The organism is Chryseobacterium antibioticum, assembly GCF_012927325.1.
Taxonomy (GTDB): Bacteria; Bacteroidota; Bacteroidia; order Flavobacteriales; family Weeksellaceae; genus Chryseobacterium; species Chryseobacterium antibioticum.
This window is the reverse complement of the sequence record NZ_JABBGI010000028.1, coordinates 33738-57248: the sequence shown is the minus strand read 5'-3', so window position 1 is coordinate 57248 and position 23511 is coordinate 33738. Positions and strand designations below refer to the sequence as shown.

Annotated in this window: 23 protein-coding genes; 11 read left to right on the top strand and 12 right to left on the bottom strand. The window is 38.0% G+C overall.

What is annotated here, in order from left to right:
• The 5 genes from HHL23_RS18340 to HHL23_RS18325 are packed head-to-tail and all read left to right on the top strand — an operon-like array spanning window position 1 to window position 5427.
• Window positions 1-1245, top strand: a complete 1245-nt coding sequence (locus HHL23_RS18340) for a DUF1015 domain-containing protein (RefSeq protein WP_169236224.1) — start codon at window positions 1-3, stop codon at window positions 1243-1245.
• A gap of 55 nt (window positions 1246-1300) precedes the next feature.
• Entirely contained in the window at window positions 1301-2704 is a 1404-nt protein-coding gene (locus HHL23_RS18335; RefSeq protein WP_169236223.1) for a M20/M25/M40 family metallo-hydrolase, read from the top strand.
• Window position 2705: 1 nt separating this feature from the next.
• On the top strand, window positions 2706-4064 hold the full coding sequence (locus tag HHL23_RS18330) for a M28 family peptidase (RefSeq protein WP_169236222.1): 1359 nt from the start codon (window positions 2706-2708) through the stop codon (window positions 4062-4064).
• A gap of 3 nt (window positions 4065-4067) precedes the next feature.
• On the top strand, window positions 4068-4421 hold the full coding sequence (locus HHL23_RS22605) for a hypothetical protein (RefSeq protein ID WP_228464838.1): 354 nt from the start codon (window positions 4068-4070) through the stop codon (window positions 4419-4421).
• On the top strand, window positions 4399-5427 hold the full coding sequence (locus tag HHL23_RS18325) for a M28 family peptidase (protein ID WP_228464836.1): 1029 nt from the start codon (window positions 4399-4401) through the stop codon (window positions 5425-5427). Before HHL23_RS22605 ends, HHL23_RS18325 begins: the two co-directional genes overlap by 23 nt.
• 324 nt (window positions 5428-5751) lie before the next feature.
• Here HHL23_RS18325 and HHL23_RS18320 read toward each other — a convergent pair whose 3' ends face one another.
• Window positions 5752-6264 (bottom strand): hypothetical protein, encoded by a 513-nt coding sequence (locus tag HHL23_RS18320; protein ID WP_169236221.1) that lies wholly within the window; start codon window positions 6262-6264, stop codon window positions 5752-5754.
• Between the two features lie 502 nt (window positions 6265-6766).
• Between HHL23_RS18320 and HHL23_RS18315 the strand changes: the two genes are divergently transcribed.
• On the top strand, window positions 6767-7021 hold the full coding sequence (locus HHL23_RS18315) for a hypothetical protein (protein ID WP_123911976.1): 255 nt from the start codon (window positions 6767-6769) through the stop codon (window positions 7019-7021).
• 326 nt (window positions 7022-7347) lie between these two features.
• Here HHL23_RS18315 and HHL23_RS18310 read toward each other — a convergent pair whose 3' ends face one another.
• The 5 genes from HHL23_RS18310 to HHL23_RS18290 form a co-directional block, all read right to left on the bottom strand.
• A complete protein-coding gene (locus HHL23_RS18310; RefSeq protein WP_169236220.1) occupies window positions 7348-8514 on the bottom strand; it encodes a retropepsin-like aspartic protease in 1167 nt (388 codons plus the stop codon).
• Window positions 8515-8762: 248 nt separating this feature from the next.
• Window positions 8763-9830: a peptidylprolyl isomerase gene (locus tag HHL23_RS18305; protein WP_169236235.1), complete on the bottom strand. Its 1068-nt coding sequence runs from the start codon at window positions 9828-9830 to the stop codon at window positions 8763-8765.
• Window positions 9831-9883: 53 nt separating this feature from the next.
• Complete coding sequence (locus tag HHL23_RS18300) at window positions 9884-10396, bottom strand: FKBP-type peptidyl-prolyl cis-trans isomerase (RefSeq protein ID WP_169236219.1); 513 nt, start codon at window positions 10394-10396, stop codon at window positions 9884-9886.
• 406 nt (window positions 10397-10802) lie between these two features.
• Window positions 10803-12074 (bottom strand): spondin domain-containing protein, encoded by a 1272-nt coding sequence (locus HHL23_RS18295; RefSeq protein ID WP_169236218.1) that lies wholly within the window; start codon window positions 12072-12074, stop codon window positions 10803-10805.
• A gap of 114 nt (window positions 12075-12188) precedes the next feature.
• Window positions 12189-13262, bottom strand: a complete 1074-nt coding sequence (locus HHL23_RS18290; RefSeq protein WP_169236217.1) for a branched-chain amino acid aminotransferase — start codon at window positions 13260-13262, stop codon at window positions 12189-12191.
• A gap of 85 nt (window positions 13263-13347) precedes the next feature.
• On the opposite strand from HHL23_RS18290, the gene mnmD reads away from it, so the two are divergent.
• Window positions 13348-14055: a tRNA (5-methylaminomethyl-2-thiouridine)(34)-methyltransferase MnmD gene (gene mnmD / locus HHL23_RS18285; protein WP_169236216.1), complete on the top strand. Its 708-nt coding sequence runs from the start codon at window positions 13348-13350 to the stop codon at window positions 14053-14055.
• 110 nt (window positions 14056-14165) lie between these two features.
• A complete protein-coding gene (locus tag HHL23_RS18280) occupies window positions 14166-14582 on the top strand; it encodes an NUDIX domain-containing protein (protein WP_169236215.1) in 417 nt (138 codons plus the stop codon).
• Between the two features lie 22 nt (window positions 14583-14604).
• Here the strand turns inward: HHL23_RS18280 and HHL23_RS18275 are convergent, their stop codons facing one another.
• The gene (locus HHL23_RS18275) at window positions 14605-15309 is read right to left on the bottom strand and encodes a DUF4294 domain-containing protein (RefSeq protein ID WP_169236214.1); all 705 of its coding nucleotides are present in this window, start codon (window positions 15307-15309) and stop codon (window positions 14605-14607) included.
• Window positions 15310-15360: 51 nt separating this feature from the next.
• Here HHL23_RS18275 and chrP point away from each other — a divergent pair, with 51 nt between their 5' ends.
• Together chrP and rpe are read left to right on the top strand one after the other, a co-directional pair.
• Window positions 15361-16434 carry a chryseobasin maturation metalloprotease ChrP gene (chrP, locus tag HHL23_RS18270; protein WP_169236213.1) on the top strand — a complete coding sequence of 358 codons (1074 nt, stop codon included), beginning with the start codon at window positions 15361-15363 and terminating at the stop codon, window positions 16432-16434.
• 118 nt (window positions 16435-16552) lie between these two features.
• Window positions 16553-17203, top strand: coding sequence for a ribulose-phosphate 3-epimerase (rpe, locus tag HHL23_RS18265; protein ID WP_169236212.1), 651 nt, complete (start codon window positions 16553-16555; stop codon window positions 17201-17203).
• Between the two features lie 217 nt (window positions 17204-17420).
• Here rpe and chrI read toward each other — a convergent pair whose 3' ends face one another.
• From chrI to chrA, 3 genes are read right to left on the bottom strand one after another with little or no spacing between them, the layout of a single operon-like run.
• On the bottom strand, window positions 17421-17909 hold the full coding sequence (chrI, locus tag HHL23_RS18260) for a chryseobasin maturation helper ChrI (protein WP_169236211.1): 489 nt from the start codon (window positions 17907-17909) through the stop codon (window positions 17421-17423).
• A 41-nt stretch (window positions 17910-17950) separates the two neighbouring features.
• Entirely contained in the window at window positions 17951-19045 is a 1095-nt protein-coding gene (gene chrH, locus HHL23_RS18255; RefSeq protein WP_169236210.1) for an MNIO family chryseobactin maturase, read from the bottom strand.
• 3 nt (window positions 19046-19048) lie between these two features.
• The gene (gene chrA / locus HHL23_RS18250) at window positions 19049-19261 is read right to left on the bottom strand and encodes an MNIO class RiPP chryseobasin precursor ChrA (RefSeq protein ID WP_169236209.1); all 213 of its coding nucleotides are present in this window, start codon (window positions 19259-19261) and stop codon (window positions 19049-19051) included.
• A 191-nt stretch (window positions 19262-19452) separates the two neighbouring features.
• Between chrA and HHL23_RS18245 the strand changes: the two genes are divergently transcribed.
• Entirely contained in the window at window positions 19453-21297 is a 1845-nt protein-coding gene (locus HHL23_RS18245; RefSeq protein ID WP_169236208.1) for an alpha-L-fucosidase, read from the top strand.
• 77 nt (window positions 21298-21374) lie between these two features.
• Here HHL23_RS18245 and HHL23_RS18240 read toward each other — a convergent pair whose 3' ends face one another.
• Together HHL23_RS18240 and rsgA are read right to left on the bottom strand one after the other, a co-directional pair.
• Window positions 21375-21791, bottom strand: coding sequence for a nucleoside-diphosphate kinase (locus HHL23_RS18240; protein ID WP_034707297.1), 417 nt, complete (start codon window positions 21789-21791; stop codon window positions 21375-21377).
• Between the two features lie 736 nt (window positions 21792-22527).
• Window positions 22528-23454, bottom strand: coding sequence for a ribosome small subunit-dependent GTPase A (gene rsgA / locus HHL23_RS18235; protein WP_169236207.1), 927 nt, complete (start codon window positions 23452-23454; stop codon window positions 22528-22530).
• Window positions 23455-23511 lie beyond the last annotated feature (57 nt).

Sequence of the window (23511 nt, the reverse complement as noted above, 5' to 3'; positions counted from 1 at the left end):
ATGCCTGTTTTTAAACCTTTCCGTGGAATAAGACCTCATAAAGACTTTGAGAGCACTTTCCCTACACATCCGCTGGACAATTTCACCCAGGAGGAGATTGCAGAGAAAGCTCAAGTTGAAAATACTTACATCAACATGATTAAACCCTATGTGGTAAGTAAATCTAAAGATATTGACCGGAATCTCAGAAAGATCCGATCAACGTTTGAAGAACTTCTGGATGAAAAAAAACTGGTCCAGGACAGTTCCGCTTATTATCTTTATGAGCAGATATACCCCAGCAAACAAGTTTTCAGAGGCTTGCTTGGATTAGCGAGTATTGAAGATTTCTGGAGCGGAAAGATCAAAAGACATGAAAGTACCATTCCTCAGAAAAAGGAAAAGCTGGCTCATTATCTGGAGAAAGTAAACCTGCAGGCAGAACCTGTACTGCTTACCTACCCTTCCAATTCCAAGATTGAACTTCTGATGAATCATGAAGAAAAGAACGTTCCTATTTTCAATCATGTAGATTCTATCGGGATCAGACACAAGATCTGGAGAATAGACAACCGTCTGAAACTTCAGCAGTTCAAAGAAGTGATCGACCAGATCGACGCTTTCTACATTGCGGACGGACACCACAGAATCGGTTCTACAGCCTTGAATGCAAAGTTCCACAAGGAGAAAAACAAAAGGCATAATGGTACTGAAGCGTATAACTTTGTGTACAGCTTTATCGTGTCCAACCAATCGATTAAAATCCACGATTACAATAGAATCTTATCAGACCTGAATGGTCTTTCAAGTGAAGAATTTTTAAAGGAACTGGATCAGTATTTTCTAATTCATGAAAAAGGCGAAGCGTCTTACTTCCCTTCCCAGAAATTCCATATTTCTATGTATCTGGACGGTAAATTCTACTCACTTCACGTAAAGCATGACCTCCGTTCAACGGAAATGTCACTGGACAACCTTGATCATCATCTTTTAGATAAATATATTTTCAAGAATATCCTTAAAATTGAGAATTCTGACAGCTCTGAAAAGATTACGTACGCAAAAGGAACCTCTAACATCCAGGGAATTAATTCTTTAAAAGAAAAAATAGACAACGGTGAAGGAAAAGTCGGATTCGGAATCTATCCGGTGAGTTTCAATGATATGATCAAAATTTCAGACCTGAAACTGAGCATGCCTCCAAAATGTACATTCATCGAACCGAAATTGGTTACAGCACTGTTAATGTACGATATGAAACCTTAATAAATTCCTATTTTTTTCCTACTTTTATGAGCGGAAAAAGAAAGGTAAATAAAAAATGAAAAAAATCTTCATTATACTTCCACTCTTTTTGAGTGGATTTTTATTTTCTCAAAAAAAGCCACTGAAAAAACCGGCAAAAAAGGTCACTACGGCAAAATTCAACTACCATGATGAATTCAGGAAGATCTCGGATGAGGTCATGGACAATGGTACAGCCTACGATAATCTGGGAGAACTCACCAAAGGCATAGGTCCACGCTTTAGTGCAACTCCCGGCTATATAAAAGCTGTGGAATGGACAGAAAAAAAACTCAAATCTATCGGTATTGAAATGATCTGGAGAATGGAAGCTAAAGCTCCGGTCTGGATAAGAGGAAGAGAATCTTTGCAAATAAAAACAGCGAATGGAGATTGGAAAAATATCAGAATGCTGTCTTTCGGGAATTCTGAAGGAACAGGCGGGAAAGATCTTACAGGCGAAATTGTTTTAATCAATTCAACTTCTGAGCTTAATGCCATGTCGCTTGGACAATTGAAAGATAAAATCGTTTTCGTAAATCTTCCGATGGATCCGAAGATCATTAATACAAATGATTCTTATTTAATTACCGCAAAATCTAAATTAATTTCCGCTTCCGTGATTGCTAAAACAGGAGCAAAAGCTTTACTTATAAGATCTTTAACAACAGCTATGGACGATACACCACATGCAAAAATGGTGTATTACGAACCTGATGACAAAGTAAGAATTCCTGCCCTGTCCATTGGAGTAAAATCCGCTGATGAATTAGAAAAATTATTAAAAAATCAAAAAGTTGCCGCCAAACTGAATATGACAGCGCAATCAAAAGGCAATACTACCAATCCGAATATTATTGCTGAAATTCAGGGTAAAAAAGATTCTAAAGTGATTGTTTTAGGAGCTCAATTAGATTCGTGGGATTTCGGTGAAGGTGCTATTGATGACGGAACCGGTGTTGCACAATGCATTGAAGTTTTAAGAACATTCAAAGCGCTTGGGATCGAAAATAATCATACGATAAGAGTTGTTTTTTATGCGAACAGCGAAAACGGGGGACAAGGACGTGAAATGTATGCAGCCTATGTGAAAAAGAAAGGAGAGAAACATGTTTTTGCTTTAGGAACAGATGCAGGAGGATATTCTCCAAGAGGATTTTCCTTAGATATGCCGCCACAAAGACGAAGACAGATCTTCGAATGGAAAAATTATTTCCTTCCTTATGGTATTTATGATTTTGACCAAACTGAAGCTATTCAGGATATTTCTCCATTGAAAAAGTTAGATATTCCTTTAGCTGAATTGGTCGTAGATACACAACGATACTTCGATTATCACCACTCTGAACAGGATACTTTCGATAAAGTGAACAAAAGAGAACTATTGTTGGGTGCTACCGCAATGACACAGCTTATCTTCATGATTGATAAAAACTGGTAAAATGAAAAAAACCGTCACCTTTTCACTTTTAATGGTAAGCATGACTGTTTTCGGACAGTCTAAAGAAGATTCCATACAGTTCAGCAAGATTTCCACGGAAATACTGAACAACGGAAAAGGATATCTTGAACTTAAAGACCTTACTAAAAATATAGGAAACCGTTTAAGCGGGAGTCAAGCCTATGAAAAGTCTGTGCAATGGGCGGAACAGAAACTTCGCGATGCCGGGGCCGACAAGGTATGGCTTCAGGAAGTGATGATTCCGGTTTGGGTGAGAGGGAATGAATCTCTACACATTAAAACAGCAGACGGACAATGGAAGAAACTGAAAATGCTTTCTCTTGGAAATTCTGAAGGAACAGGCGGAAAAGACGTCTCCGGAGAGATGATTATGGTGAGATCTTTAGAAGAATATGATCAACTTCCTGCATCTCAAGTAAAGGATAAGATTGTGTTCTTTAACTACCCTTTTAATCAGTCACATGTACAAACATTTATTTCATACAGGGAAGCCGGAGTATACAGACGGTCTGCTGCAAATTTAACAGCCCAAAAAGGTGGAAAATTTGCCATCATCAGATCATTGTCTTCAGCTTTTGACGACGTTCCTCATACCGGTAATATGCGTTATGATGACAACATTTCAAAGGTCCCGGCCGTTACTATCGGAAATACAACAGCCGATGAGCTGGAAACATTATTAAAAAATAAAAAGGTTACCGCAAAACTCAACTCCAACTGCGGCATGAAGGGTGAGAAACTCTCCCATTCCGTTATAGGCGAAATAACAGGTAAAAAAGACCAGAGTGTCATTGTTGTCGGCGGACATCTTGATTCATGGGATGTAGGTGAAGGTGCCCATGATGACGGTGCCGGAATTGTACAAAGTATTGAAGTTTTAAGAACGTTTAAAAAATTAGGAATACAGAATAACCATACCATCCGGGCCGTATGCTTTGCCAACGAAGAAAACGGAACAAAAGATGGCAAACAATATGGAAAAACAGCCAAGGAAAGCAATGAGAAACATCTTTTCGCCATAGAGTCAGATGCAGGAGGCTTTTCTCCAAGAGGAATTTCCCTGGAAATGGATGATAAAAACAGAGGCCAGATTCAAAGCTGGACAAGTCTGTTCCTGCCCTACGGAGTGTATAATTTTGAAGGAAAATATTCACGATCAGACATTGCTCCACTTCATGAAATAGGTGTTCCTACCGCAGAACTGGTTCCTGACCCACAACGTTATTTTGACATTCACCACACCGAAGAAGACACTTTTGAAAAAGTCAACCGCAGAGAGTTGCTGTTAGGCGCTACGGTGATGACACAGCTTATTTATATGATCGATAAAAATTGGTAAACTATGAAAAAGATTATTGGAACTTCATTATTCTTCTTAGGGATGGCTGTTTTTGGCCAGTCTAAAGAAGATTCTATACAATTCAGCAAGATTTCCACAGAAATACTGAATAATGGAAAAGGCTATACGGAGCTTAGGGATTTAAGCAAAAACATAGGTCACCGTCTCAGCGGTTCGGAAGCTTACGAAAAGGCCGTAAAATGGGCAGAACAGAAGCTTCGTGATGCAGGTGCCGATAAGGTATGGTTGCAGGAAGTAATGGTTCCCGTATGGACCAGAGGTAAAGAATCTCTACAGATCAAAAACAGCAGATGGAAAATGGAAAAATCTGAAGATGCTTTCTCTGGGGAATTCTGAAGGGACTAGTGGAAAAGACGTATCAGGCGAGATCATTATCGTGAAATCTATGGAAGAATATGACAAACTTTCTACAGATCAAGTAAAGGATAAGATCGTGTTCTTTAACTACCCTTTCAGTCAGTCTTTTGTAGAAACATTCAGAGGCTACAGCGATGCAGCAAAATACAGGGTAACGGCAGCTTCATTAACGGCTAAAAAAGGCGGAAAATTTGCGATTGTCAGATCATTGTCTTCAGCTTTTGATGATGTCCCCCATACAGGAGGAATGCGTTATGAAGATAAAATTTTAAAAATTCCTGCCATAGCGATTGGAAGTACAACAGCAGACGAGCTGGAAGCTCTTTTAAAAATGCAGAAAGTAACGGCAAAGCTTAATTCCAACTGCGGCATGAAAGGCGAGAAACTCTCCCACTCCGTTATCGGGGAGATCACCGGTAAAAAAGACCAGAGTGTAATTGTTGTCGGTGGACATCTTGATTCATGGGATGTAGGTGAAGGTGCGCACGATGACGGTGCCGGAATTGTTCAAAGCATTGAAGTCCTGAGAACATTTAAAAAATTAGGCCTTAAAAATAATCATATCATCAGGGTCGTTTGTTTCGCTAATGAAGAAAATGGTGTTAAAGGAGGCATTCAATACGGAAAAACAGCCAAGGAAAAGAATGAGAAACATCTTTTCGCTATAGAATCTGATGCGGGAGGTTTTGCGCCAAGAGGCATTGCGTTGGAAATGGACGAGGAAAAGAGAAAGCAGATCAAAAGTTGGACGGGTTTATTTTTACCCTACGGCGTTTATAATTTTGAAGGAAAATATTCAGGAACAGATATTTACCCACTTCATGACATGGGTGTTCCTACGGCTGAGCTGGTTCCGGATTCTCAAAGGTATTTTGATATCCATCATACAGAAGAAGATACTTTTGAAAAGGTGAACAGAAGGGAACTTCTTTTGGGCGCTACAACGATGACCCAGATTATTTATATGATTGATAAAAACTGGTAGACTTTGTTTTAAGGTAAATTTTTATTTAAAAACACCTCTTAATTTAGGGGAAAATATTTCGTCAACAAGTTGATTCTCATGAAGCTCAATGTACATTTTGTACGCTTCTGCGAATCAACTTGTTGACTTTTTTATTTTGATTGATCAATTGGGATAAAATATACTGGAAATGTGATGCAATTGAACCACCCCGTCAAATCTTTGATTTGCCACCCTTCCGGAGAAGGGGAATGTTGTCCAGTGGATTGAATTGAATTGATTTAACAAGTTTTTGATATGATTTCGTAAAAATGTTTTTAGGTTTTCTTACTTTAATGTTGTCTTCTATTTTTTAAACTTTTTCATCATTCTTCTGCATTTGAATTCATAAAGAAAGCTGTACCAGTAGCTTCTCAGCCAGCCATCTGATTCCCAGTTAATGTCAAACTTATCTCCACCCAAAGCATAGCGGGGATGTGTAATCTTCGCATGAAGCATTGGTGGATCATGCCTTATTTTTTCGTAATAAGCAGATTCCATATTCAATTTTCTGAAATATTGAATTTCAATAACCGTTTCATTTTGTAATGCTTTATAAATGTAAAGATTAATGTCATAGAGATCATGATATTCATTTTTTAGCATTTTAATGGCTTTGTCTAACGGTAGAGGTGTTTTACATCTGTTCACTTTATTCCTCAACTTTCTTCTTTCATGAAAATTTCCTCCAAATTCGTTAAAATCCGAAACAATAAAAGTCAGATGATGAGAGATTTTATTCCAGCATTGGTCTTCTGCCAATTTTATAAGTTTGACAGCAATAATCTGTATATTTTCTTCTAGACTTTCCGGATTCATCAATTGTAAATTTATTCAAACTTAAAGCAACTTAGCGCTAAAAATAGGTTAAAAAATTCACTTTGGCATGATATTCGCAAGCTAATTCATTGAAAAAAAATATTTAAACACAAACGATGATTAAAAGTTGCCGCGGGATTTTCAGTTTCCGCTGGGCCGGATAAAGGCTATTTATCATATTTATATGATCCTTTTTCTTTAGATACCGTATACCACGGAAGAGATAATCCTCTTGTCAATTCCATTTACGATGTACTGTGTACGGTGTCATAAAGCTCATGAATCCCTTTCCGGATTCAACACTGCTTTTAATTAAATTTTTTCTGGGTCGCTTAAAGCATATCCTGAAACAGACCAACCCAACGGCCATACGATCATGACCTTAGCCAAGTTTAGCCAAGTTTAGCCATGATCCATGACCTGTTAATGTATAAACGGAAAATGATTCCGGACCGTTCTATGAAAGGACGGAAAACAGATGTATAACCCTTAAAAAGTGATTATGATGAGAGACTTTTTTGAAATGATTTTTAAGAGAAATGAAGATGCCGCAAAAATGAATATCTGGAGCCTTATGCTCTTGCTAAGTTTTGCCGTTTTTTCCGTACTAGTATATGCCTCAAAACCTAGTTTTAACAGCTTAATAGTATACCTTACCGCATTTGCGGCATACCTCGGCTTTGGACTTGTATTTATCAGCTCCCTTGCCGGAAAAATGAATTCTTCCCATATGAGGAAGAAATCAAGACACGCATAATTTTAATTTCTTTTTTTACTAGAAAACCGTTCAATTCATTTGAACGGTTTTTTTGTGGCTTTGTACTTATAATCTGTATAATATGAGAGATTTACTGATTTTTTCAACCACAAAAGTCGCAAAAAGTTTTTGAACACTTTAGTTTATTTTAAGTTGAATGTTTTGCGTATAAAAGTTCACTCAAGTCTTTTAAAAAATTAAAGATTTTTGTATTCAAAACAACAAAATCTGAGGAATCTGAGGAAGATATTTCACTCCCTAAAACTCTAAAACTCTAAAACACTAACACCCTAAAACTCTCAGACCCTAAACCTTTCCAACTCACTCTAGACTCCTAAAAACTCCTTCTTCTCAAGTTTCACCTCCATCTCCTTGCCTGCTCTCCTGATCTTCACGTTTATGGCATTCTGCCCGCTCTCTACCCTGTTAAGGAAATAATGACAGGCCCCGTCTTTGTCCAGGCTATCAAGATTGATATTATTGATGCTGATGATGTCATCGCCTACTTTCAATGGGAAATTCTCTTCCTGAAAGACAAAGGCTACTGTGGGTTTTGAGTCAACAAAGCGGTACCCAAAGCCAAAAGATTCCAGCCTGGCCGGTTCGTTTTTGATGCGCTTCATATAGATTTTGTTGCCGGACCAGTCGAGGATGAAAATAAAGTTTTTAAAGAATTCATTTCCGATCAGACTTGCATTTCCGGTAGCTATAATTTCATTTGAAAATTTTTTGTTTCCCAATGACAGATCTGCCGTCCTGAAAATATGCCCCGGCGCGGGTTTTCCGGCCCCATAAGCACCAACGGAGCTCGTTCCATAGACATCTACACTCTTTACTACTTTTTGGGCGTCAAATGCCTTGTCTGTGATCTTAAGTCTCCCTGAAAATCCGGTATCGAAGGTGAGATCTACTTTTTTGCCCTGCCAATCAGTTTCTACAACAGGGGTTTTCTGTGCTCTTGGGTTGAAAGGAATCACAATATCATACTCTTCAGGATTAAATTGAGCAAGATCTTTTGATGCTTCCAGTGAATTTTCTGAATAATTAATCTTCCAGAATAGCTTTGCCATTTGGTTCGCCCCCAAGATACCATCGATCCTGAAGCAGCTCAGTTCAGAAACGCTGAAATCCATAACTACAGCCCCTACATCTTTAAAAACGGCTTTATCAACCGTCATTTCGGGTAAAATGGTAAAGATCTGTTCGTGTTTATTTTTCTGTGAATCCTTTACGGTACTTTTATGCTTTTTCTCAAGTCCCAGCTCAGCATAGACGGCCGTAGAAATGACGGTCGGAGCTCCGGTATCAAAGAGGAAATTGTATGATTTCCCGTTGATCATCACCTGTACAAAAGGTAAATCATTGGCATATCGCAAATTGATCTTTTCTACCGGATTTTGAAGCTGTACCTCTCCGCTTTTGAAGAATTTTTTCCCCTGAGCGGAAAAAGTAGTTGTGGAAAGTATGAGAAGGCTGTAGAGGATTTTTTTCATGTGGATAATTTACACGAAAATAACATATTTTATTCCAATTAGTAAATAAATTGCAACCTAATACATTATATAAAACTTCTCTAATTTTTTCTTGTAGCTCAGGCCAATTATTAATTCAGTTTTCAACCATACAATTATAAATATGAGTACATCATTTTCTACGGAAATCCAAATTCTATCTTTATTTTCAAATAGTTAACAAAAAAAAGCCGTCCTCCCGGACGGCTTTCAATATCTTAAATTCTCAATTACTGTACTTTCACAAGCTCAACATCGAAAACTAACCAAGCGTTTGGTGGGATAACACCTCCTGCTCCTCTTTCTCCATAAGCCATTGCTGGTGGGATCAATAAGGTAGCCGTTTCGCCTTCTTTAAGCAATAGGATACCTTCATCCCATCCTTTGATTACTCTTCCCATTCCGATTGGAATTTCGATAGGCTCGTTTCTTTTGAATGAAGAATCGAATTCTGTACCGTCGATTAATTTACCTGCATAATGTACAGATACATTATCACCAGATTTAGGAGCTTTTGCACCTGCCACTGTTTTTGTGATTTTGTAATATAATCCGGATTCAGTTTTCTGCATTCCAGCTTTAAGGTTTTCAACCATTTTATCCTGGTTAGCTTTGAATTCCTCTTCTTTTTTCTTTTTGTCAGCTTCTTCTTTAGCGATATAAGCTTTATTGTTTTCTGCGATTTTAGCTTTTCCTTCTGTGAAAGTTTTTGCTGCATCGTAGTTCTTGTATGCATCACCTTTACCGAAAACAGAAACTTTCTCTAAAACGATATCTGTTTTAGGCTTGTCCTGAGCTCCTTTTTCTACGTTAGCGATTGCATCGATTACATCGTTACCTTTCACTATTTTTCCGAAGATGGTGTGTCTTCCGTCTAACCAAGGTGTCGCCACTTCAGTGATGAAGAACTGAGAACCGTTGGTATTAGGTCCGGAATTCGCCATAGAAAGGATTCCTTTACCTGTATGTTTAAGGTCGTTTTTCTCGTCCTCGAATTTATATCCAGGATCTCCCATTCCTGTTCCCTGAGGATCACCTCCCTGGATCATGAAATCTTTGATCACTCTGTGGAAAATAGTTCCGTCATAAAAAGGAACTCCTTTCGCCTTCGCTTTGTTGTCTATTTTCCCTTCTGCAAGACCGATAAAATTGGCTACAGTTACTGGTGCTTTTTTGTCTTCGAACTGCACGATCAGGTTTCCTTTAGAAGTCTGAAGATTTGCATAAAGTCCGTCATTAAGACCTTCGTAAGTTTCTTTGTCTACGTTCATTTTTTTATAGATTGGGGTACAACTCATCAGCGAGATACTTGCCGCTGCCAGAATTATATTCTTGTTAAACAATTTCATTATTATAGAGCTTTTAATTTTATGATTAATGGTATATCGTTGTCTATATTCTTTTCATCTCCAAAGGTTCCATAGGCCAGTGAAGAAGGGACTAAAAGCGTTACTTCCTCTCCATCATGCATAAAACGCAAAGCATTCTCTACCGCTTTCAGTTCATCAAAATGCCCGAATCTGGCATCTCTTCTTTCAAAAGGTTTATCGTAGATCTTGGTTTCATCAAAATCATACAGATCATAAGAATAGGAAATTGGTGTATCATCCGCTCTTCTTGTTCTCTGATCAAAACCTTCAACAGTTACCCAGTAATTAAGCTGTGTAGGATAATACTTTACAGACTGCCCGGTGATCCAGTCCTGGATCTGCCCTCTTTCTATGGTATTCAGATTCCTCATCCTTTCCTTCGAAACATCCAGGTCTTTCTGGCTCAACACTCCACCTACAGGAGGATGTGCCGTGGGGGCATTCCGGTTACAGCTTAACAGACTTATTGCTGATATGAAGAGTAATTTTTTCATAAACTTTTGCGAAAATACGCATTTCGGGGAAATATTGTTCAATAGGTTTTAAAAAAATTTGGAGAAAATGGTGAAGTATTTCCGGAGGATGAATTTACAGGAGATTTAAAGATTAAAAAAATTCAAATATTCAAAAATTTCAACCACAAAAGGCACAAAAGTTTTGAAACATTTAAGTGTATTTAAAGTTTAAAATTCAGCTGCAAAAAAGTACACTTAAGTTCTTATGAAAATCTTTGATTTTCTACTTATGTGATCTATTGTTTGCAAGATGATAAAACTTTTAAAATTACAGTGCTTAACATTAAAAACTTTTGTGCCTTTTGTGGTTAAATAAATGGGTTATTTGAAACAAAAATCACCCTGTGAAGAGATGATTATATGTTTTGATTTTGATATTAAAATATTATTGAATAGTCACTTTGATCATCTGTGGCAATGAAGGAAGTCTATTAAACTGATTGGGGTTAGCTAGCTGCTGTACCGGCTGGCTTTCAGCCTGCGCCGGCTGAGATCCGATATGCGCTCCGGGATAAGAGCTCTGTAGCGTTCCACTATCAAAAAGCCCCATAATTGAAGAAATATCTCCTCTCGTTAAGCCATCAACTCCATTATTAACAGCAGCAATAAACCAGTCATTAGACTGTCCGTACATCGTTGCCAGTGCAATACGGTCTCCTTTGCGTGATGATATGGTTTGTGAAGCTTTACCCCCATTGTTCCCGTTTATTCTGGGCTGCAAAATAGTTGTTGTTGGGTCTTTAAGCACATATACTTCTTTTACCCCTGATTTTGTTTTAAGAAAAGCGGCTAAAATATCAGCATTTCCCTGTTGAGACAGTTCCTTAAGGCCCTGTCCACGGTCATTCTCCCCTATCTTAAATATAGGACTATCATTACCGCTGTAGACTACGACCAATACCGGAGAGAATGGAGAATTGGGACCTGTGATGCCCGTAAGATACTGTTCGAGAGGCGTAGTTTTTCCCAATTCAGCAAGATCTGTTAATCCGTTGGCTGACAATTTACCCGGTGAAAAAATAGGATCTTCTTTCAAAAGAGTTGATCCTGAAATATGAGAAACAGCCCATACTCCTGCACTGATAGGAGTTTCATTGGCTGTACCGCCTGAGGTATTGGTTAATTTCAAAGTAAATTTTGTTCCTCCTTCATAGGTAAGTTCAGCTTTCAACAATTGTGAAGCAGGAACAGCTAATGCAATTTCTGAAACATTCAATTGAGGAGATTCCGCTGTCCCCGGATGATTAACTGAGGGGCCTGTAGGTTCATTTTTACGCGTCCCGTTATCCCAAAGTCTCATCTGTGATGAAACATTCCCGGTTACCGGATTCCCATTATCCTGATACAGCTTGATTCCAGGATTGGCAGGAGCGAAAAATAAATCATTACTATTTCCGTACATCGCGGCAAAGCTTATCGTCTGACCTTTTCCTGCATAAAAAGTAAAAGAAGTCGATTCTCCGGGATTAAGAATTGGTGATGAACCCGCATTCTGGAAAGTTCCGAATTGGGTCAGTGCTTTACTATCAATTATATTTTCTACGGTTATTACGGCTGAATCATTTACCGCCTGCTCTGTATCATCATCAGTGCTGCATGAGGAAAAAGCTAAAACGCTGATGACCGAAAGCAGACCAAGAGGTAATTTGAATTTCATGAATGGCATAGTATTCTAAATTTTCTGAAAAATTACCAATATTTCGCGAGAAAATAAAAAAACCGGCAGAATAAATTTCCGCCGGTCGTATTAGTGAATCAAATAATGTTAAAATTAAACAGTTTCCAGAACGTCTTTTTCAACGACTACTCTCCATCCGAAAGCATCTTTGCTAAGGTTGTTCTGAAGATCTGTAAGATCTTTTTTAAGGATTGCTGCATAGCTTTCCTCATCTGACAATCTTGGAAGCTCAAGTTTTACGCCTTCATATCCTAAAGCCTGGAATACGGTAGTTACCACTGCAGTTCCTACTCCCCAAACTTCTTTCAATGTTCCGTTCTTCTGAGCTTCTACCACAGTTTTCACTGCTACAGGCTCTATTTTCACTTCAATTCCTCTTTTCTTGGCCAGTTGGATGAAGCTGTCTCTTGTTACTCCGTCAAGGATTTTTTCAGAGGTAGGCGGCGTATAGATTGTATCGTTAATTCTTACGAATACGTTCATTGTTCCACTCTCTTCAAAATATTCGTGAGTTGCATCATCTGTCCAGATAATCTGCTCATATCCTTCTTCGATAGCCAGCTGTGTAGGATAGAAAGAAGCGGCATAGTTACCTGCTGCTTTAGCTGAACCGACTCCTCCGTTGGCAGCTCTTGAATAATGATCTGAAATCTTTACAGAAACAGGTTCTGAATAGTAACTTTTCGCTGGTGTTGCAACGATGGCAAACATATATTTATTGGCAACTCTTGCTTTCAGAGCTTCCTCCGTAGCAAAAATCAATGGTCTTATATATAATGACATTCCTTCTCCTTGTGGAATCCAATTTCTGTCGATATCCACTAATGCTTTTAATCCGTCTAAAAACATTTCCTCAGTTACTTCCGGCATTGCCAGACGAGTTGCTGATTTGTTGATACGCTCAAAATTCTTTTCTGGCCTGAAAAGGAAAACCTGCCCGTCTTTGTCTTTATAAGCTTTCATACCTTCAAAACAAGCTTGTCCGTAGTTTACACCCATCATGGCCGGCGTAAATGGTATAGGACCGTAAGGAACCAATTTTACATCACCCCATTTTCCATTTTCATACTCACATATCACCATATGGTCAATAAAAGTACTTCCAAATGAAAAATTGTTCGGATCGAATTCCGAAAGTCTGGAGTTTTCAGTTTTTTGAATTATCATTTTTAAAAATTTTTACGATGTTCTACAAATTTAACATAATTTTCTAAATATAAAAATTTTGGAGTAAATTTGACAAAAAAATAGCTTGAAAAGAGAGATTAAAACCACAAACGATGGGAGTAAAACATTGTTTATCAATGACTTAAATGAAAACTACCATTCTCATCATGGAGCGCTCCAGGAAGCAGAACATGTGTTTATCAAAAATGGGCTAAATCAGTTAAATGATTATGAAATTAATATTTTAGAACTCGGTTTTGGAACAGGTTTGAATGTTTTAGTGACAATTAATGAATATTTAAAAACTGACAAAAATCATGTCATCAACTATTTTTCCCTGGAAAAATACCCCATAAATGAATCCGAAATTAATGATCTTGCCTACTTTGAGCATTTTGATAACCCGGAATTCAAAAATATTTATCAAAAAATTCATCAGGCAGACTGGGGAAAATCCGTTGAAATCATTACTGGTTTTAATCTGAAAAAGATAGAATGCGACTTCTTCTCCCTGAAAGACATAGACTTACCAAAAATCAACCTGGTTTATTACGATTGCTTTGGCGCAAGAGTACAGCCTGACTTATGGGAAAAACCACTATTTGAAATGGTTTCCGACAAAATGTCCGTTAACGGTTTATTAACAACCTACTCTTCAAAAGGAAGTGTAAGGAGAATTCTTCAGGAGCTCCATTTTAAAGTAGAGAAAAAACAGGGACCTCCGGGAAAAAGAGAGATGATGAATGCCGTGAAGATGGAAAACAATGAGAACGAAGTAAACGAGGAAAGCTAAGAACGGGCAAAAATTAATCCTAAAAGAGCCAAGCAGAGAATGGCAAATTTGTCTTTTTGGTTTCGCCTTTTCCACTTATTTCCTTATTTTAGCTATACAAAATATTATATATGATTGATAAGGTCAACATTAGAGTATATGCGTGCGCAGTAAAAGATAAAAAAGTACTGACCCTTTTTGAAGAATATGCAGGTGAGCCGTTAATGAAGTTTCCGGGAGGCGGTCTGGAATTTGGTGAAGGACTTCTGGAATGTCTCCACCGGGAATTTGATGAAGAGCTTAATGTAAAGATAGAAGTGGTGGAACATTTGTACACACAGGAAGACTTCCTGGTTTCCCGTTTCAGAGAAAACGAACAGCTGCTTACCATATATTATATAGTAAACATTACGACCGAAGAAGATTTCCTTATTCTGGATCCATGTATTGAGAAAACAGAATGGCTGGACATCGACAGACCGGATAATCCCTTTCCGCTTCCTGTAGATAAAATTGTCTTCGATAAATTAAAAGAAAAATTCCTGTAAATGATTTACAGGAATTTTATATTTATTTTCTGACTTTGAAATCTCCGGCTCCAGGATAAGGTTGAAGATACCCGGAATTCCAGTTGGACTGAAGCAGGGATTCTATAAACTCATCCGTTCTGTTCTTATGTGGGTTGTATTGATCTTTCAGGTCGATATCCGCCATTTTACCTTTTACATTCCACCAAAAAGCGCTCCATCCGCCTCTAAGTTCTTTAATGATCTCATATACATTCTTGCCGGTAGCCCTGTTCATCAGCTTGGCAAAAACCTGACCTTCCGTAGTGGTAAGATCTCTTAGTTGCTTTTCATACTGATCGGCAAGCATATTCTGTCTTTCTTTTACAAATTTCCTTTTTGCTTTACTGTCCATGTCGTTCATGTCGGCCTGCATGTCTCTGTACTGCTGAAGAGCAGTAACAAACAGTGGATAGACTCTGTTCAGTTTTTTATTAAGGAAATAATAGTAATTTTTATCCAGTTGGTTATTAAACCTCGGTTTATTCACCAAAACCAGCTCATCCAGCACCACCACCGGCTCGCCGTTAATTTCATAAACCTTCATCTTCTGACGTTCGTCATAATAATATTTATTACCGAACTCATCTACTTTCAATGATTCCGCAGGATATTGATTGAGAGGTTTTGCAACGATAGAATCCTTCTGACCAAAAACACTGACTCCAAAAAAGAAGATAAAAAGACAGACAATCTTACTAAAATTCATTATTTTTACACTTATAATAACAAAAATTAAACGCAAAAATCATTCCTTTTTATGAAATTTGAAAAGAAATCTTTAAAATTTTTAGAAAAATATTTAAACACCTCTTCTCCAACAGGTTACGAACACAAAGGCCAGGAAATCTGGATGGACTACATCAGACCGTATGTAGACACCATAGAAGTGGATCATTATGGAACATGCTATGGGATAATCAATCCCGAGGCCGAATTTAAAGTAGTGATTGAAGCACATGCTGATGAAATCTCATGGTACGTGAATTACATTACAGATGACGGGTTGATCTATGTAATCAGAAACGGAGGCTCGGATCAGACCATCGCTCCATCCAAAGTTGTTCACATCCATGGTGAAAACGGAATTGTAAAAGGGGTATTCGGATGGCCCGCCATTCATACCAGAACCAATCAGAACGAGCCTGTTCCGAAAATTGAAAACATCTTTATCGACTGTGGAGCTATTTCTAAAAAAGAAGTAGAAGAAATGGGAATTTATGTAGGATGCATGATCACCTACCCTGACGAATTCTTTGAAATGAACGACCGGTATTTTGTCTGCAGAGCACTGGATAACAGAATCGGAGGTTTTATGATTGCGGAAGTGGCAAGACTTTTAAAGGAGAACAAAAAATCGATCCCTTTTGGGCTGTACATCACAAATTCAGTACAGGAAGAAGTTGGATTATATGGTGCCGATATGATTGCTGATACCATTCAACCTAATATCGCTATCGTAACAGACGTTACCCACGACACAACCACCCCAATGATCGAGAAGAAAAAAGAAGGCGACCAGAAGTGCGGTGACGGACCTGTGGTTTTCTTTGCTCCAAGCATCCATCATACCATCAGGGAACTCATCATTGATACGGCAAAAACTAAGAAAATCCCTTTCCAGAGAGCTGCCGCAAGCAGAGCTACAGGAACAGATACTGATGCTTTTGCCCATTCCAATGGCGGAGTACCAAGTGCGCTAATTTCCCTACCTTTGCGCTACATGCATACAACGGTAGAAATGGTATCTAAAGAAGACGTAGGCAACGTGATCAAATTGATCTACGAAACGCTTCTGAAGATTAAACCGGAGATGAAACTAAAGTATCATTAAGAGAAACAAGATGCAAGACACAAGATTCAAGACTTTTGCAAACAGAAGATAAATTAATCCGACAGTTCCCATCTTGGCTCTTGATTCCTGACTCTAAATATCTAATATAAAAGTAAAAATGAAAACGAAGCTTATTGCTCCTTCCCTTTTATCCGCAGACTTCGGGAATCTGCAAAGAGACATTGAAATGCTGAACAACTCCCAGGCAGACTGGTTCCACATCGATGTGATGGACGGAAGATTTGTACCCAACATTTCATTTGGTTTTCCTGTGATGAAGACCGTTCAGCAGCATGCTAAAAAGTTTGTAGACGTTCATTTGATGATCGTGGAACCGGATAAGTATGTGGATGAGTTCATCAATCACGGTGCAGATCTGATCTCTATACATTATGAAGCATGTACCCATCTTCACAGAACAATTCACCATATTCAGAGCAGAGGTGTAAAAGCAGGCGTTGTTCTGAATCCTTCTACTCCGGTACTCATGCTGGAAGACATCATTGCTGATGTAGATCTTGTTCTTTTAATGAGTGTTAATCCAGGATTTGGAGGACAGAAGTTCATTGAGAACACCTACAAAAAGATTGCGGAGACCAAGGATCTTATTTTGAGCAATAATTCAACTGCACTGATCGAAATTGACGGTGGGGTAAATCTTGAAAATGCGTCCAAACTTTTTGAAGCAGGAGCAGACGTTCTAGTCGCAGGAAATGCAGTATTCTCTGCAGAAAGCCCGGAAAGAACGATAGAGCTTTTAAAGATCTAAAAAATTCAACTTTAAAATACGAAAAAGGCAGCTCTTGAGGGCTGCCTTTCTTCTTGCGGAATTTGAGCTTATGTGGTTATTAGTTTTTTGTTGTAAGACTTAATGCTTAAGATTCCTTGGGTTATTGCTGACGTAAAATTGCAAATAAAAACACATACCGCGCATCCGTAGAAACACTGAATCTCCATTAAGTATTTCTACTTAATCACGGACATCATTAGGGCAGCTCTTTGCGCCAAATACAGGCACAAACCACCAAAATAATACTTATGACTGAAAATACCGTCCTGATCGTATTCAAAAGATCCCACCGGATCTCAAAGCTTTCGCGCATCTGCTTAACCGCCTCTGCTGTCGAGCTGCTGATATCAAACTTGTCAAGCATATCATTCAAAGGGACATTTCCTGCAACCGTCACCCCAAATACACCGATCAAATAAGCAGCAGAAGCCAGCAGAAGAAAGATAAAAACAGGTTGTTCACCGCGAAACAGAAAGGTCGTCACGGGAAGCAACACAGCAGTTCCCATAAAACTCATAAAAAATACCGGATTAAGGATTTCGCGGTTAATGCTCTGCATAGATTTCAGATATTCCGTGTCAGAAAGTTTTCCCAATCCGAGCACTACAGAACATGAGTAGGCATAGAAAAGCCCAGCGATCAAAGCCGTAAGAACGGCAGTAATTAGTAAAAATACCGTTGTCATTTTCATATATTTTGATTTGTGATATAAAGCAAAAAAAAATCCTAGTAAGGATTCCATTTTTTGATGATTTGCTGTGCGGTCATGATCATTTCTTCATCCCAGTTTTCCGGTTTGAAATAATGAAACTTCTGATTTTTAACAGATCCTACACCTTCCCCATCAAACAGCAGCTTTGTCAACTTTGTCTGTTCATGATAGAGCATCAGATCTTCAACAGGTTTTGAGTACTCCCCTTTCTTTTTGTTCCAGACTTTCCTATCTCCGGGAAGATCATCTGACATTTCAATCATTTCTTTAACCCGATTAAAATCAGCAAAAAAAACCTGCTTTTCAGACTCCACATTTAATGTATGCCCAAGCCTTTCGATAATGACATACTCCAGGTTGGGGCATTGAGACAAAACTTTAGGTAATATCTCTACTATTTTATCGGGAATGCGGTCATCGTGGGTATCTCTTCTGACGGGTTTCTTTCCGTAAGCACTTTCCTGCCAGCTCCCTCCGGAGAGATGTATTTCTTTTACTTTTTCCAGTGGATAAAGCTTTATAATCTCCTGCATGTCTACTTCAAAATTACAGGACTGGCAGTAAATATTGTGGAGATCCAGGATAAGAAAACCGTCAATATCCTCAACGAGTTTATCAAGAAACTCCCCCTGCTCTTTCACATCATTGATAGAAAACGAAAAGGCAAGATTCTCCACACCAACCGGAATATCCACCACATCCTGGAGCCTTCTAAGTCTATCTTTCCCAATCTGAAGAATCCTGGAATGCATGGGAACCGGCAACGGAACACCCTGGTGGAAATTTTCGGTATTCATAAATCCGAAGTGCTCAGTGATATGATTGTATTTTCTATGTCGCAGTTCTTCTTTTAATTTCTTAAGCCAGACGTCCTGCCTGTCGGTCCATCTGGCATCAAAGAGTGAATAGTAAACTCCGTGACCGAGGAGTCTGTTATTTTCCGCATAAAAATCAAGAAGGCCCGAAAGCCATTCCGGTTCGTCTGCATCATAAAATGTGTCAAAGGACCATTCCAATACATCCACAGAATTATTCTGCAGGATAGGGAGTATCGCGGAAACAAAATCTGCTTCCGGCATCATTGACAATCCTAACAGCGGCCTGCTCATAGGTTATCCCATTCCACAAGCCGGACAGTTGCCACCACTTCTTAGAATGGTATCTCTCTTAGGGACAAATTTTGTCTCTGCTGTTTTTACAGACTTGGGAGAATCGGCTTTTTTGACTTTAGTTACTGACTTTTTTGCCTTTTTTACAGGTTTTGAAGTCTGCCCTGATACGCTTATAGCCATTAAACTGGCCATTACTAATGCTGGAATTTTCATATTCTTTTTTTTAATGAAACTTACAATAAGTATTCCATTCATGATTTTGTTAAAAATACAACAAATTATCATAGAACATTTCAAAATTTAAAGTTCGGCTTTCGTATTTTATTATTGAAGCAGAGATTCATTGTTATTATCCGGAAATTTGATCTTCTTTATTTATATTTAACGTTAAATTATAAAGGAACATGAAAAACAGGTTGATCAAAGCCGTTTTCTTAGGATTAATAGCAACATTACATGGTATTAACGCTCAGACCACTTCATCAGATACTCAAAAAATGGAATGGTTTAAAAACGCCAAACTTGGTATTTTTATCCATTGGGGAATCTACTCTGTAGACGGAATCTCTGAATCATGGTCGTTCTTCAATAATTACATCAACCACGAAAATTACATGAAACAGCTGAATGGCTTTTCAGCTTCACAATACCGACCGGACGAATGGACCGATTTGATCAAAAAAACCGGTGCTCAATATGCTGTCATTACCACCAAACATCATGATGGTGTCGCACTCTGGAACTCAAAAGCTGAAAAAACAGTGACCATACCCACTCATTCTTTAGCTAAAAAAGACGTTTTAACGCCTTTTGTGACGAGCCTTAAAAAGTCAGGGCTCAAAACAGGGCTTTATTTTTCTCTTCCTGACTGGAGCCACCTCTATTATGATATCAATACACGAACAAAAAAGCGATACGAAATCAAAAATGATCCGAAACGCTGGGAGCAGTTTACCGATTATTATCAGACACAATTAAAGGAACTCTCCTTACAATACCATCCTGATCTTCTATGGTTTGACGGTGACTGGGAACATTCTTCCGGGGAATGGAAAGCTCCGCAGACCTTGGAGATTTTAAAGAAATACAATCCTGACATTATTATCAATTCCAGGCTTACCTACCACGGAGACTATGATACTCCAGAACAGGGAATTCCTGTCGTAAGCCCGCAAAGCCAATATTGGGAACTCTGCTATACGATGAATGATTCGTGGGGATATCAGCCCAATGATCATCATTATAAAACTCCGAATATGGTTGTCAGAACTTTGGCAGATGTGATTAGCATGGGAGGAAATTTACTTCTTGACATCGGACCAAAACCGGATGGCACCATCCCTGAAAAACAGGTTGAAATTTTAAAAAACCTGGGAAGATGGACTTCAAAAAATAAAGAAGCCATCTATGGAACTACCCGTGGGCTTCCGTTTGAAAACTTTAAAGGAAAATCTTCTGTTTCCAGAACCCAAAAATCTATATTCCTTTATCTTGAAGAAGCCAAAGATTTTGTGAAAGTGTATGGTTTGGCCACTCAACCAGATGCTGTGAAAATTGTTGGTAACGATCATGCTAAAGTCAATTTCAGCTTTACAAATGAGGGTACCATGACCATTGACTTATCTAAGATAGCATTTGATCAGGATGTTACAACAGTAGAGCTTACCTTCAAGGATTCTCCTGTTCTACTGAAAAATTTTAAAAAGTATTCCCATACCCTCACTGAGGTACTGGAAAACAAAAGCGTAAAGATGGCAGCTTATAACATGGCAGATCTGCTTCATAGCGGAAATAATCTACTGAATGGGTCAGGGCTCACCAGTGACGGACAGGAAATGAAAATTCCCAAGACTGCTAAAACCAATCCAGAAACTTTGCAATGGATCAGTAAGCACGCGGAAGCTTTATACGAAACAGGAAAAGGACTTCCGGAAGGACATTATCCGGGAATGAGTGCACTGTCAAAAGACAGACAGACCATCTACCTGTTCGTTGAAGGAACTCCTACAGGTCCTATTGCTCTGAAAGGAATAAAAAATGGAATTGCAAGAGTCAGAATTGTGGGTGAAGGATCTATTATTAGTCATGAAATTTACAATAAACTGTATTGGAGTGACACCCCGGGAATTATCTATATCGACATCCCTAAGGAAAGGCTTGACAAATATATGACAGTCATTGCCGTATTGCTGGACAAACCTGTAGAACTGCACAGGGAGAAGGTTGGAGCTATAGAAAACAATTTATAGGCTCATATTTCAAGACATTTTGGCACAAAAAAATCCAGAGAATTTTTCTCTAGATTTATATTTTTAAGAGTATTTCCTTAGAAAATCTCCCTTCCTGAAAAATGGAATTGAGCTTCGATAAGAGCGTTCTCGTCAGAATCTGAACCATGAACTGCATTTTCTCCGATGCTTCTGGCAAACATTTTTCTGATGGTACCCTCTGCTGCATCTGCAGGGTTTGTAGAACCGATCAATGTTCTGAAGTCTTCAACTGCATTGTCTTTTTCTAAAACAGCAGCTACGATAGGACCTGAACTCATGAATTCTACCAACTCCCCATAAAATGGTCTTTCAGCGTGTACTTCATAGAATTTTTTAGCATCAGCAACTGTAAGCTGAGTTAATTTTAAAGCTTTGATCTTAAAACCTCCTTCTGCGATCTTACCTAATATAGCACCGATATGTCCGTCTGCTACTGCATCAGGCTTAATCATAGTGAATGTAATGTTAGACATAAATGTATATTTTTTTTAATGCCGCAAAATTACAAAAAATATCTTTGATTTTTATTTTAATTTTTTTTAACATAAAAATAACTTTTATTAAGAAACTCAAAAAAAACTTTGGCACAAAAGTTGTTAATTCTATTACGATTCTCATGTTTAATTTGAGTTTTCATGGTTATTAGTTTTTACCCAGCTTCGGCTGGGTTTTTTATTTGTAAAAATTCAACTATTTTATTGAAGATTCAATAATTTTTAAAACCCATTAAAATCATATTAATACATTATTGCTTCTATTTCAATCAATGAGGTAAAATTAATTTTCTGATATTTTTTCTGTGTTTGTTTTTGAACAAAATTTAAAATACCAAAAATTGTCATTTCTGTCGAAATATTAGATTCAAAAAGTGGAGTTATTGTAAAAATGGAAATGTTTTTAGCCCGGGGAAACCGTCGTTTTAATTTTTTTTCAGGAATAATTGCAAATGTTGGAGTCTGTAGATGCATAGAAATAGCAGGATTTCTATTTTAGATTTACACAAAGTATTCATTTTAACTCTGCCTGGAAATCATGGGTGCAAATAATACTTGACTGATTTGAGCCAGTGAATTTCTTATTCTTCTACTCTATGAATATAAGCGGGAATAAAGAATCTATCTTTCCTGTCCTTTAAAGTCACGGAATACTTCCAATTGAATATATAATCCAAGGGAAATGCAGAAATCTGATTGCAAGTAGGAAATATTCTTATTGTTTGGAAGCTTCTTCAGCCTCTTCCATCAATTTTGTATAGTTTGCATAGCGTGAATACTGGATCTCTCCGGTTTCAAGAGCATCAAGAACGGCACATTTTGGTTCATTAATATGAAGGCAGTTATGAAATTTACACTCCTTCCTTTTCCTGAAAATCTCTGGAAAATAATGCTGTACTTCTTCTTTTTCAATGTCTATCATGGCGAATTCACGTACACCCGGAGTATCAATAACATTTCCGCCAAAATCCCAGAAGTGCATCTGAGCAAAGGTTGTGGTATGTTTTCCTTTCAGGTGAGAATCTGAAATTTCAGAAGTTTTTAAATTTAACCCAGGCTGCAATGCATTCACCAATGTAGATTTTCCACATCCTGAATGTCCGAAAAATACAGAAGTTTTACCTTTGAGAAGTTCCTGAAGCTGATCGAAATTCAATTTGGAATAGGATGAAATTTCCAAACTGTCATAGCCTATTTCCTGATAAAGAAATTCTATATCCTTTACCAACTCTATTTCTTCTTCGTTCAGAACATCAATTTTATTGAATAAAATCAATGGTGTAATATTATACGCTTCGCAGCAGGCCAGAAATCTGTCCAGAAATCCAAGTGAAGTTTCCGGATGCTTCAGGGTAAAAATAAAGCAGGCCAGGTTTATATTGGAAGCAATAATATGGGCTTCTTTTGAAAGGTTTACGGATTTTCTGATCAGGTAATTCGTACGTGTTTCAATTTTGGTGATCCACGCCACGTCATCCTGTTCTAACTGAAATTCCACAAAATCTCCTACAGCAAGCGGATTAGTAAGTCTTGTTTTGATGAGTTTGAATTTGCCACGGATTCTGGCTTCGAAAACTTTATCTGTTCCGAATTCCATGACCTGATACCAGCTGCCTGTAGATTTAATGATTTTTCCTTTCATATGATAATTGACTGCAAAGATAAGCAATTAGGGCTTAGGATTTCGGTATCAGAGTAA